Origin of the sequence: Pseudomonas sp. Fl5BN2 (assembly GCF_009908205.1) — a bacterium.
Classification (GTDB): domain Bacteria; phylum Pseudomonadota; class Gammaproteobacteria; order Pseudomonadales; family Pseudomonadaceae; genus Aquipseudomonas.
The window spans coordinates 23,425-35,783 of sequence record NZ_JAAARL010000005.1; the positions used below are offsets into that span (position 1 = coordinate 23,425).

Genomic DNA, 12,359 nt, shown 5'->3' on the forward strand with positions numbered 1-12,359 from the left:
GGGAGCACCCTCCCAAAAGGAGCAACACATGCTTCAACTCAAACGGATTATTGAAACCGCCCTGTACGTCAACGATCTCGAAATTGCCAAGCAATTCTACTCAAAAACCTTTGAGCTTGAAGTCATGGTCGAGAGTGACGTGCTCGTGGCGCTCAACATCGCCGACCAGAATACCCTGTTGCTGTTCAAGCGGGGGGCGTCCCTGCACACCAAGTACCTCAGCGGGGGAGAAATTCCGCCCCACGACGCCAGCGGGCGAATTCACGTGTGCTTCGCCATCGACAAACAGGACATGCCCGCCTGGAAGGAACACCTGAATCGATCAGGCATTCCCCTGGAAGGTCGCACCGAGTGGCCCAAGGGCGGCTCAAGCATTTATTTCCGAGATCCGGACGAGAACCTGGTTGAACTGCTGACGCCAGGTTGCTGGCCGATCTACTGAAACTGAAATTGACGTCAAGGAGCGAATGTCATGTTGCCCGTCGGTGGAACAAAGCCCTCAACCCTACGTATACGGCTGATGCTGATCGCCGCGCTGCTGATTCTCGGCGGCCTTGCCTGGGGGCTGTGGCACGCCACCCGGCCCAGCGCCCAGGCCTACGCTCAAACGCCGGTCAAGGTCGCGGTGGCGAACGCCAGCCTGCAGCCGTTCACCCGGTACCTGGAAGCCATCGGCGAACTGGAGGCGGTCCAGCAAGTCAGCGTACCGGCGGAAATCGGCGGGCGCATCGTCGCGCTGCCGGTCCAGTCCGGGCAGCGGGTCGAGCGCGGACAGGTCCTGGTGCAGCTCAACGATGGGCCTCAGCGCGGCAATCTGCTGCGCCTGCAAGGCGAAATGGAAAACGCCAAGGTGCGGCTGGAGCGCTCGCGGCGCCTGGTATCGGTCAATGCCACCTCCAAGGAAGCCTTCGACGATGCCCAGACCGAACTTTCCACCGCCAAGGGAGCGTTGCAGGCACTCACCGCGCAAATCGAGCAGCGCACCATTCGCGCGCCCTTCTCCGGCACCCTGGGGATCCGCAAGGTCCACCTGGGTCAATATGTGAACCCCGGCGACATCTTGATCAACCTGGTGGGCGACAAGGGCCTGTACGTCAACTTCAGCGTTGCGGAGCAAGCCCTGCCCCAAGTCAGGCCGGGGGCGGTGCTGGAGGTGGTCCTTGACGCCCTGCCCGAGCAGAGGCTCAGTGCCGTGGTGAGTTCCCTCGACCCGTTCCTCGATCGCACTCGCACCCTCAGTGTCCAGGCCCGCCTGCAAGATGCACCGGCCGCGGCGTTGCCACGGATGTTCGCCCGCGTCCGCCTGGCCCAACCCATGCCCAGTGACACCTTGAGCGTGCCGGAAACCGCCGTGACCTATAACGCCTACGGCGAAGAACTGTTCGTGGTCCAGCCCGCCGAGGACGGCCAGGGCGCACCAACGGTGCGCCGGGTATCAGTCAAGACCGGTGAGCGGCGCGACGGCCGCGTGGTCATCGACAGCGGCCTGGCGCCGGGTCAACAGGTGGTGATCTCCGGGCAGATCAAGCTCAGTGACGGCTCGGCGATCGAGCCCCAGCAGCACAGCGTGCTCACCCCCCCGAACACCGCTGACGCCACCGTCGCCGTTGGAGAAACGCCGTGAGATTCACCGATCTGTTCGTTCGCCGCCCGGTGCTCGCGCTGGTGGTCAGCCTGTTGATCCTGCTGGCCGGCCTCAAGGCCTACAGCAACCTGCCGGTGCGGCAGTACCCGCTGCTGGAGAGCTCGGTGATCAGCGTTACCACCGACTACCCCGGCGCCCCGGCGGAGCTGATGCAAGGCTTTGTCACCCAGCCAATCAACCAGGCCCTGGCATCTGTGGAGGGTGTCGACTACGTCAGCTCGTCCTCGGTCCAGGGGCGCAGCCTCATTACCCTGCGCATGGCCCTCAACCAGGACTCATCCAAGACCCTCAGCGAGGTGATCGCCAAGGTCAACCAGGTCAAGTATCGCCTGCCCGAGCAGGCCTACGACCCGGTGATCGAGCGCTCCGCAGGAGACGCCACGGCCGTGGCCTATGTCGGTTTTGCCAGTCGCTCGCTGTCCGCCTCGGCGCTGAGCGACTACCTGAGCCGGGTGGTGCAACCGCTGTTTTCCAGTATCGAAGGCGTAGCCAAAGTCGAGACCTTCGGCGGCCAGCGCCTGGCCATGCGCCTGTGGCTGGACCCGCAACGGATGGCCGGCCACGGCATCAGCGCGGCCCAGGTGGAACAGGCGATTCGTGCCAACAACTTCCAGGCCGCTCCCGGCCAGATCAAAGGCCAGTACGTGATCTCCTCGATCCAGGTCAACACCGACCTCAGCAGCCTGGACGAGTTTCGCGACATGGTCATCAGCAACCGCGGTGACCACCTGTTGCGCCTGCGGGACATCGCCCGGGTCGAGCTGGGTTCGGCCTCCTATGAAACCAGCGCCCTGATGGACGGCAAGCCAGCGGTGCACCTGGGCCTGTACGCCACCCCCAAGGGCAATCCGCTGCTGATCGTCGCCGACATCAAGCGCCTGCTGCCGGAGATCCAGAAGACCCTGCCACCGGGCGTGGAAGTGGCCCTGGCCTTCGAGACCGCCCACTTCATCCAGGCGTCAATCATCGAGGTGATCGAAACCCTGATCGAAGCCGTGCTGATCGTGGTGGCCATCATCTACCTGTGCCTGGGTTCGGTGCGCAGCGTGTTGATTCCGGTGGTGAGCATCCCGCTGTCGATGGTCGGCGCCCTGGCACTGATGGAGCTGTTCGGCTTCAGCATCAACTTGCTGACCCTGCTGGCCATGGTGCTGGCCATCGGCCTGGTGGTGGATGACGCCATCGTGGTCATGGAGAACATCCACCGTCATCTCAAGGAAGGCCGTACGCCGCTCCAGGCAGCCTTTGTCGGTGCCCGGGAAATTGCCTCGCCGGTGATCGCCATGACCATCACCCTGGCCGCGGTGTACATGCCCATCGGCCTGATGAGCGGGCTGACCGGTGCGCTGTTCAAGGAGTTTGCCCTGACCCTGGCCGGCGCGGTGCTGATCTCCGGGGTGGTGGCTCTGACCCTGACCCCGGTGATGTGCGCCAAGCTGCTGCCGACGGGCCAGCAGGAAGGCCGCATGAGCCGTTGGGCCGAGCAGTTTTTCCACTGGCTGGCACGCCTCTACCAGCACGGCCTGGTGCGCTCGCTGCGCTGGCGCAGCGCGGTGCTGGCATTTGCCGCCCTGGTGCTGCTCAGCCTGCCGTGGCTCTACGGCCACGCCAGCAAGGAACTGGCGCCCAACGAAGACCAGGGCAACCTGCTGCTGGCGATCAAGTCGCCACAGCATGCCAACCTGGATTACGTCGAGCGGTATGCCTACCAGTTGGACGCGATACTTCAAGCCCTGCCAGAGACCGTCAGCACCTGGATCATCAATGGCAACGATGGCGTTGCCGCCAGTTTCGCCGGGGTCAACTTCAGCGAATGGTCGCAACGCCAGCGCAGTGCAGCCAGCATCCAGAGCGAGTTGCAACAAAATGTCGACGCGGTGGAGGGCAACTCGATCTTCGTCTTTCAACTGCCGCCCCTGCCGGCGTCCACCGGTGGCCTGCCGGTGCAACTGGTAATCCGCAGCACCGAGGACTACCGCTCGCTGTACCAGGCCATGGAAGAGATCAAGAGCAAGGCCCGCTCCAGCGGCCTGTTCGCGGTGGTGGACAGCGACCTGGCATTCAACAACCCGGTGACCGAAGTACGCATCGATCGCAGCAAAGCCAATAGCCTGGGGATTCGCATGCAGGACGTCGGCAATACTCTGGCCGTGCTGATTGGCGAGAACTACACCAACCGTTTCGCCCTGCAGGGACGCTCCTATGACGTGATCCCCCAAAGCACCGCCGCTCAACGCCTGACCCCGCAAGCCCTCAGCGGCTTCTACGTCGACACCGACAGCGGCGCCCAGGTGCCGTTGTCGACCGTGGTCAGCCTGCATGACAGCATCCAGCCCAACAAGCTCAAGCAGTTCAACCAGCAGAACGCAGCGATCTTCCAGGGCATCCCCGCGCCGGGGGTCAGCCTAGGCCAGGCCGTGGCCTTCCTGCAGCAGCAGAGCCAGGAGCTGCCCGCCAGTTTCAGCCACGACTGGCAAGCCGACTCACGCCAGTTCATCCACGAAGGCAACGCCCTGCTGCTGACGTTTCTGTTCGCCCTCATCGTCATCTACATGGTGTTGGCCGCGCAGTACGAAAGCCTGAGCGACCCATTGATCATCCTGATCACCGTCCCCCTGTCGATCTGCGGCGCGTTGATCCCGCTGGCGCTGGGACTGGCAACCATCAACATCTATACGCAGATCGGCCTGGTGACCTTGATCGGACTGATCAGCAAGCACGGCATCCTGATGGTGGAGTTCGCCAATGAGCTGCGGATCGCCCACGGCTATACCCCGGCCCAGGCGATTATCCGCGCCGCACGGATCCGCCTGCGACCGATCCTCATGACCACCGCCGCCATGGTGGTGGGGCTGGTACCACTGCTGTTCTCCTCCGGCGCCGGCGCCAGCAGCCGTTTCGGCCTGGGCCTGGTGATCGTCATCGGGATGCTGGTGGGCACCCTGTTCACCCTGTTCGTCCTGCCGTCGATCTACAGCCTGATGGCCCGCGCCCACAGCCGCTCTAGCGAGCTGGAGGAACTGCAGCAACTGGCCTAAGCCTGCGCCACATGCACAACAGGCGGCCCAAGGGCCGCCCGTTGTGTTTCAGGGGTGAGGTTACAGGTGGGTTTCGGCGTATTCCGCCAGGATCGAGCGCGGCACCCCTTGCAGGGTGATGTGCACACCGTTGGGGAAATCCTTGAAGCGTTCGGTGAGGTAGGTCAGGCCCGAGCTGGTGGCCGACAGGTAAGGGGTATCGATCTGTGCCAGGTTGCCCAGGCACACCACTTTGGAACCGGCGCCGGCACGGGTGATGATGGTTTTCATCTGGTGCGGGGTGAGGTTCTGGCATTCGTCGATCAGGATCAGGCTCTGCTGGAAGCTGCGACCGCGGATGTAGTTCAGGGATTTGAACTGCAACGGCACCTTGCTGAGGATGTAGTCGACGCTGCCATGGGTGTTCTCGTCATCCATGTGCAGGGCTTCAAGGTTGTCGGTAATCGCGCCGAGCCAGGGTTCCATTTTCTCCGCCTCGGTGCCCGGCAGGAAGCCGATCTCCTGGTCCAGCCCCTGCACGCTGCGGGTGGCGATGATCCGCCGGTAGCGCTTGCTGACCATGGTCTGCTCGATGGCGGCGGCCAGGGCCAGGATGGTCTTGCCGGAACCAGCGGCGCCGGACAGGTTGACCAGATGGATGTCCGGATCGAGCAGCGCGTACAGCGCCAGGCCCTGGTAGATATCACGCGGTTTCAGGCCCCAGGCTTCCTGGTGCAACAGGGGTTCCTGATGCAGGTCGAGAATCAGCAGCACATCGGCGCGGATTTCCTTGATCCAGCCGACAAAGCCCTGCTCGTCGATGATGAATTCGTTGATGTGTACCGCCGGCAGGTTGTCGATCAACTGCACCTGGTGCCAGGTACGACCGTGGTCCTGGCGGGTTTCCACCTTGCTCACGCGATCCCAGAACGAACCACTCATGTTGTGGAAGCCGTTGGGCAGCAGGGACACATCGTCCACCAGCTGGTCGGTGCTGTAGTCCTCGGCGGCGATCCCGCAGGCCCGCGCCTTGAGGCGCATGTTGATGTCTTTGGTCACCAGCACCACGGGCAAGTCCTTGTTGCGCGCGTGCAGGTCGATCAACTGGTTGATGATGATGTTGTCGTTGAGATTGTCCGGCAACAGGCTATTGGGCTCGTTGCGCTTGCTCATCAGGATCGACAGCAAGCCCTTGGGCCCACTCTTGCCGCGTTGGATCGGTACGCCCAGTTCGACATCCTCGGGAGAGGCTTCGCCGAGGGTCTTGTCGATCAGGCGAATGGCCTGCCGGCATTCTGCAGCAACGCTGTGATGCCCGCTCTTGAGCTTGTCCAGCTCTTCAAGGACGGTCATCGGGATGGCGACGTGGTGTTCTTCGAAGTTCAGCAGGGCGTTGGGATCGTGAATCAATACATTGGTATCGAGTACATAAAGGATTGGCTGATTGGAAGAAGAGCTACGTCCGTGGTCATCCATACTCGGTCACCTTATGTGGGAGCCAGTCGACGCAACACCATGGGGTATCGCGCCTCGAAGGGCCACCGAATTCACCCGCTGGGGTTCAGGTGAGCTGCACACAAGGAGTCTTGGGAGACGCCACCTGTGTTGCAGGTTTCGGCGGTCTGACTTCGTAATACTCCAAAAACCATGACAGGAAAAAGCACTTTGACGCTTTTTTGAAGTTTATTTTTCAGAGTGACGAAAAGCCCTTGGCGAGCTGTCCGGGCACCGCTAAAGTCATAAGTTCACCTGGCTCGAAATCTTCTGCAAGTTCAGCTCTTTTATCGGCTAAATCGCCTGTTTCCGGCAGGTTTACCGTTTCAGCGAAACGCCTCCTGACAATCCTCCCAGCCGATCCCGCTTTGCGCGGTCTGTGCCAGTAACCAGGGCAGCGTGCTCTTGACCCCATCCTGCTTGGCATTGAAGGCAATCACCCCGCGCCGCCACAGCAGCATCAGCGTCAGAACCCGCTGGCCACTGTCCTGGGCCTTGAGCTTACCGGCGCCGTCCTGGGCATCGATGTCCCACAACGCCACCTGCATGCCCTGGGCATTGAAGAATCCCTGGGCATCGGCACGGCGCTGGCCGTAAGGCGGGCGAAACAGCGGTACGTAGTTTTCCGGCAGCTTGCTTTTCACCAGCTCGGCGCTGCGCTGGATCGAATACTGCCAATCCTGCCAGTGGCTGTGGGAGCGATACTCCCAGCCCTGGACACCCACGCACTGCCGGGAATACAGCGACTGCAGGCTGGCCACCGACGCCTGGTTGAGGCGGTTCTGGATGTCGTTGCCCAACACAAAGAAGGTACCGCTGAGGTTGGCCTTGCGCAGGTAACCGGTCAGCCACGGGGTGTTGTCCGGTGCCAGGTTGGCGGCGCTGTCGAAAGTCAGCAGGAACAGCCGATCATTGAGTTCGTCGCCATTGCGCTCGTAGTCGCCAAAGCGCAGCACTTCGCTGCTGGTCTGCGGCAACAGCGCGGCCTTGCGCAGCAACTCGTCGAGATACTGCTCGTGGAAGGTCCGGCTCGGTTCGCCCCAATGGGCGTAATAGGAGTCCGCCGCCAGCTGGAACTTGCCGGCCTGCTTGCGCAATTGCGGCATGTTTTCCACCAGGAAGCAGAATGAGGCGTCCTGATCGCAGCTCTGCTGGGCGAAGTTGTAGTTGTCCAGCAAGCGTTGCCACAGATGCTCACGCAGACTGTTGATCGCCTCCATGTTGATCATGCGCAGCCCAAGGCGCTGCTTGAGCGAGCCCTCGTCCCAGGCCTCGCTGACCAGCAGGGCACGGGCAAAGGTCAGGATCTCGGCCCGCGAGGCCACATCGAACAGGACCGGGCTGTCGAGCTTTTCCGGCCAGGTGCTGCGATCCAGGGTCGCCACATCATTGGGCGCTGCCAGCACGCCGAAACTCAAAAGCCAGGCCGAGAACAAAAACGCGATACGCAAAAGGGATGCCTCCAGAACAAAACCCGCGCGGCACTATAGCCGATCTATGCAGGGGATCAGGCATGGTCATGACGGCCCCTTCGCTGGCAAGCCAGCTCCTACCGGGCCGTGTAGGAGCCGGCTGCCGGCGAAGGGGCCCCGACTATCGCCATCATAGGTGGAGTCCAGGCGCCCCAACCCCTAGAATCCCCCGACGCTTAAAGGAGACGACTCATGCTGATGGTGATTTCCCCCGCCAAGACCCTCGATTACCAGACGCCGCCGGTAACCCAGCGCTTCACCCAACCGCAATACCTCGATCACTCCCAGGAACTGATCCAGCAGTTGCGGGAACTGACCCCGGCGCAGATCAGTGAACTGATGCACGTATCCGACAAGATCGGCGGCCTCAACGCCGCACGCTTCGGCAGCTGGACCCCGGCCTTTACCCCGGAAAACGCCAAGCAGGCCTTGCTCGCGTTCAAGGGCGACGTCTACACCGGGCTCAACGCCGAAACCCTCAGCGAGGCGGATTTCGACTACACCCAGCAACACCTGCGCATGCTCTCCGGCCTCTATGGCCTGCTGCGCCCGCTGGACCTGATGCAGCCCTATCGCCTGGAAATGGGCACCAAGCTGGCCAACGCCCGGGGCAAGGACCTGTATGCCTTCTGGGGCACCCGCATCAGTGAATGGTTGAACCAAGCCCTGCACGAACAAGGCGACGACCTGCTGCTCAACCTGGCCTCCAACGAGTACTTCTCGGCGGTCAAGCGCCCAGCCCTCAACGCGCGGATCATCAACACCGAGTTCAAGGACCTGAAGAACGGCCAGTACAAGATCATCAGTTTCTACGCCAAGAAGGCGCGGGGCATGATGAGCCGTTTCGTCATCCAGGAACGCATCAACGACCCTGCCCAGCTCAAGCAGTTCGACGCCCAGGGCTACCGCTACAGCGCGGAACAGTCCAAAGCCGACAACCTGGTATTCCTGCGCGACCACGCAGCGGAATAAAGCGTTCCCCTGCCGCGCTCGTTTTCATCCGGCGAGCGCGCCAGAATGTGATCATTCGCACATTCCTCGCCTTTATTAAGCCAATTTTCTGGCGCCATTAAACTTTCATATTTCTTCATAACTTTTATTTCACTCGACAGCCGTATTTTTTTTTCAGTAGTGGCACCACTTTTTTATTCAGTAGTGGCACAAAAGTACCCCATCGCTTTATCTCCCCACAACTAAAGGGCGAAACCCTTAGTGCTATCAATTTGAGAGCAGTGCCATCTTTCTCAACAATTCAATAATTTTCAAAAAACAAGATGAATGGGTTGGAACTATGCCTGCAGCCACTGCTCATACCACCGGTAACGATTCTTAACGACGTTGTAAGAGATGACTTACACGCACTCAGGAAAAACCAATTACTTTACAGAATTGGTTTGACCAATGAGTCACCAACTTGAACTAAAGACTTATCAAAAGGAGATAAAGCGTCCCAACTATCCCCTAATGAGCCAAGAAACAGCTGGCCTTCAAGGACCACGGAAAGCAACTGGATAGCCCCAATTACATGGCATCCAGCCATCCACAGGAACGCGGATGGTTTTCCCAAGGGGCCTGCAGCAGGAGCCGCCGGCAACATTCAAGGGCAAGTCAAAACAACATGGATCGGTTGCGCACAACTTGAGTGCATTTATTTAATCACTCGGAACTTAGTCTGCCTGCACACGACACTACAGCGTACTTCGCTGTACTTCCGAGTGCGCAACAACAGCTGGCAAACATGAACTCCGGCCATCTAATGGCGTGAATAACACAGAGGTAAATGCGATGCGCATCAGCATATTTGGTTTGGGTTACGTCGGTGCAGTCTGTGCCGGTTGCCTGTCCGCACGGGGCCATGAAGTGGTTGGCGTGGATATATCCAAAGACAAGATCGACCTGATCAATGCCGGTAAATCGCCGATTGTCGAACCGGGTCTGGGTGAACTTCTGGCTCAAGGGATTCAGACCGCTCGTCTGCGCGGCACCACCAACTTCGCCGAAGCCATTCGCGATACCGACGTGTCGATGATCTGCGTCGGCACCCCGAGCAAGAAGAACGGCGACCTGGAACTGGACTACATCGAATCGGTGTGCCGCGAGATCGGTTTCGTCCTGCGCGACAAGGCCACCCGCCACACCATCGTGGTGCGCAGCACGGTGCTGCCGGGCACGGTGAAGAACGTGGTGATCCCGATTCTCGAAGACTGCTCGGGCAAGAAGGCCGGGGTGGATTTCGGCGTCGCGGTGAACCCCGAGTTCCTCCGTGAAAGCACCGCGATCAAGGACTACGACTTCCCGCCGATGACCGTGATCGGCCAGTTCGACCAGGCTTCCGGCGACGTGCTGCAAGCGCTGTACGAAGAGCTCGATGCGCCGATCATCCGCAAGGACATCGAAGTCGCCGAGATGATCAAGTACACCTGCAACGTCTGGCACGCGACCAAGGTCACCTTCGCCAACGAGATCGGCAACATCGCCAAGGCGGTGGGTGTCGACGGCCGTGAAGTGATGGACGTGGTCTGCCAGGACAAGACCCTCAACCTGTCCCAGTACTACATGCGCCCGGGCTTCGCCTTCGGCGGCTCCTGCCTGCCCAAGGACGTGCGCGCCCTGACCTACCGCGCCGGCGCCCTGGACGTGCAAGCGCCACTGCTCAACTCGCTGATGCGCAGCAACGAGTCCCAGGTGCAGAACGCCTTCGACATCGTCTCCAGCCACGACAAGCGCAAGGTCGCCCTGCTGGGCCTGAGCTTCAAGGCCGGCACCGACGACCTGCGCGAGAGCCCGCTGGTGGAACTGGCGGAAATGCTCATCGGCAAGGGCTTCGACCTGAGCATCTACGACAGCAACGTCGAGTACGCCCGGGTCCACGGCGCCAACAAGGACTACATCGAGTCGAAGATCCCCCACGTCTCGTCCCTGCTCAACTCGGACTTCGACGCGGTGATCAATCACTCCGACCTGATCATCCTCGGCAACCGCGACGAGAAGTTCCGCGCCCTGGCCCAGAACGTACCCCACGGCAAGCAGGTCATCGACCTGGTGGGTTTCATGTCCAAGGCCACCTGCAGCAAGGGCCGTACCGAAGGGATCTGCTGGTAAGGCTGCGCCGGCCAGCTGGCTCCTACCCCATCCCCGTAGGAGCTGGCTTGCCAGCGAACAGTCTCACCCCAATCTCCACGCCTGCCTTAACCCCCCTCGGGCCACCCCACAGGCTCGCCCGAGACCTTGATGGACGCAGATTATGCACAGGCTAAAGCACGGCCTGCTTCAGGCCGCCGGTTGGCTGTTCTACTTGAGTTTGCTGATGGGCATGGCCTTGTTGCTGCCCGCCTCGACCTTCGACTCACAGTCCAAGGACTTCATTTTCCTGATTGGCGCCGTGGGCATCTGGCGCTACTCGATGGGTGCCACGCACTTTGTCCGCGGCATGCTGTTTCTCTACGTGGTCTACCCGCACCTGCGGCGCAAGGTGCGCAAGCTCGGCAGTGCGGCGGACCCGTCCCATGTGTACCTGATGGTCACCAGCTTCCGGATCGACGCGCTGACCACCGCCCAGGTCTACGGCTCGGTGATCCGTGAAGCCATCGACTGCGGCTTCCCCACCACCGTGGTCTGCTCGATCGTCGAGATGTCCGACGAGCTGCTGGTGAAAAGCCTGTGGGCGCGGATGAACCCGCCGGAGCGGGTCAAGCTGGACTTCGTGCGCATCCCCGGCACCGGCAAGCGCGACGGCCTGGCCTTCGGTTTCCGCGCCATCTCCCGCCACCTGCCGGACAGCCGTGCCGTGGTGGCGGTGATCGACGGCGACACCGTGCTCGGCGAAGGCGTGGTGCGCAAGACCGTGCCCTGGTTCCAGCTGTTCGGCAATGTCGGCGGCCTGACCACCAATGAATTCTGCGAAGTGCGCGGCGGCTACATCATGAGCGAATGGCACAAGCTGCGCTTCGCCCAGCGCCACATCAACATGTGCTCCATGGCCCTGTCCAAGCGCGTGCTGACCATGACCGGGCGCATGTCGGTGTTCCGCGCCACCGTGGTCACCGACCCGGACTTCATCGCCGACGTCGAAAGCGACTCCCTGCAGCACTGGCGCCTGGGCCGCTTCAAGTTCCTCACCGGCGACGACAAGTCCAGCTGGTTCAGCCTGATGCGCCTGGGCTACGACACCTTCTACGTGCCCGACGCGGCGATCAACACCGTGGAGCACCCGCCGGAGAAGAGCTTCATCAAGGCCAGCCGCAAGCTGATGTTCCGCTGGTACGGCAACAACCTGCGGCAGAACGCCCGGGCCCTGGGCCTGGGCATCAAACGCCTGGGGCTGTTCACCAGCGTGGTGCTGTTCGACCAGCGCGTGTCGATGTGGACCTCGCTGCTGGGCCTGACCGTGGCCCTCATCGCCAGCTTCAAGTACGGCACCGCGTTCATCCTCGCCTACCTGCTGTGGATCGGCATTACCCGGCTGATCCTGACCCTGCTGCTGTCCTGCTCGGGGCACCGCATCGGCCCGGCCTACCCCTTGATTCTCTATTACAACCAGATCGTCGGCGCGCTGGTGAAGATCTACGTGTTCTTCCGCCTCGACCAGCAATCCTGGACCCGCCAGGACACCAAGCTGACCCGCGACCTGGCCAGCTTTCAACGTTGGTTCAACACCTGGTCGTCTCGGACCATGACCTTCTCGGCCGGCAGCGTGTTCGTCGCCGTGCTGTTGCTGATGGTCTGAACCGC

8 protein-coding genes are annotated in these 12,359 nt (G+C 61.4%); 6 read left to right on the forward strand and 2 right to left on the reverse strand.

The window, feature by feature from the left end:
- Nucleotides 1-28 precede the first annotated feature (28 nt).
- The 3 genes from GV819_RS08205 to GV819_RS08215 are packed head-to-tail and all read left to right on the forward strand — an operon-like array spanning nt 29 to nt 4,683.
- On the forward strand, nt 29-442 hold the full coding sequence (locus tag GV819_RS08205) for a VOC family protein (RefSeq protein WP_161755361.1): 414 nt from the start codon (nt 29-31) through the stop codon (nt 440-442).
- 30 nt (nt 443-472) lie between these two features.
- On the forward strand, nt 473-1,624 hold the full coding sequence (locus GV819_RS08210) for an efflux RND transporter periplasmic adaptor subunit (RefSeq protein ID WP_161755364.1): 1,152 nt from the start codon (nt 473-475) through the stop codon (nt 1,622-1,624).
- Nucleotides 1,621-4,683, forward strand: coding sequence for a MexW/MexI family multidrug efflux RND transporter permease subunit (locus tag GV819_RS08215; RefSeq protein WP_161755366.1), 3,063 nt, complete (start codon nt 1,621-1,623; stop codon nt 4,681-4,683). Before GV819_RS08210 ends, GV819_RS08215 begins: the two co-directional genes overlap by 4 nt.
- A 60-nt stretch (nt 4,684-4,743) precedes the next feature.
- Here the strand turns inward: GV819_RS08215 and GV819_RS08220 are convergent, their stop codons facing one another.
- Both GV819_RS08220 and GV819_RS08225 read right to left on the reverse strand, forming a co-directional pair.
- The gene (locus GV819_RS08220) at nt 4,744-6,138 is read right to left on the reverse strand and encodes a PhoH family protein (RefSeq protein ID WP_161755368.1); all 1,395 of its coding nucleotides are present in this window, start codon (nt 6,136-6,138) and stop codon (nt 4,744-4,746) included.
- Nucleotides 6,139-6,482: 344 nt separating this feature from the next.
- Nucleotides 6,483-7,607, reverse strand: coding sequence for a polysaccharide deacetylase family protein (locus GV819_RS08225; RefSeq protein WP_161755370.1), 1,125 nt, complete (start codon nt 7,605-7,607; stop codon nt 6,483-6,485).
- Between the two features lie 213 nt (nt 7,608-7,820).
- On the opposite strand from GV819_RS08225, the gene yaaA reads away from it, so the two are divergent.
- From yaaA to alg8, 3 genes are all read left to right on the forward strand, one after another.
- Entirely contained in the window at nt 7,821-8,600 is a 780-nt protein-coding gene (gene yaaA, locus GV819_RS08230; protein ID WP_161755372.1) for a peroxide stress protein YaaA, read from the forward strand.
- Nucleotides 8,601-9,413: 813 nt separating this feature from the next.
- The gene (locus GV819_RS08235; protein WP_161755374.1) at nt 9,414-10,730 is read left to right on the forward strand and encodes a nucleotide sugar dehydrogenase; all 1,317 of its coding nucleotides are present in this window, start codon (nt 9,414-9,416) and stop codon (nt 10,728-10,730) included.
- Between the two features lie 142 nt (nt 10,731-10,872).
- A complete protein-coding gene (gene alg8 / locus GV819_RS08240; protein WP_161755376.1) occupies nt 10,873-12,354 on the forward strand; it encodes a mannuronan synthase in 1,482 nt (493 codons plus the stop codon).
- Nucleotides 12,355-12,359: the final 5 nt, after the last annotated feature.

Bases quoted from the DNA above. Each gene is read 5' to 3' on its own strand.
- GV819_RS08205 (WP_161755361.1), top strand. From the start codon at position 29: ATGCTTCAACTCAAACGGATTATTGAAACCGCCCTGTACGTCAACGAT.
- GV819_RS08210 (WP_161755364.1), top strand. From the start codon at position 473: ATGTTGCCCGTCGGTGGAACAAAGCCCTCAACCCTACGTATACGGCTG.
- GV819_RS08220 (WP_161755368.1), bottom strand. From the start codon at position 6,138: ATGGATGACCACGGACGTAGCTCTTCTTCCAATCAGCCAATCCTTTAT.
- yaaA (WP_161755372.1), top strand. From the start codon at position 7,821: ATGCTGATGGTGATTTCCCCCGCCAAGACCCTCGATTACCAGACGCCG.
- GV819_RS08235 (WP_161755374.1), top strand. From the start codon at position 9,414: ATGCGCATCAGCATATTTGGTTTGGGTTACGTCGGTGCAGTCTGTGCC.
- alg8 (WP_161755376.1), top strand. From the start codon at position 10,873: ATGCACAGGCTAAAGCACGGCCTGCTTCAGGCCGCCGGTTGGCTGTTC.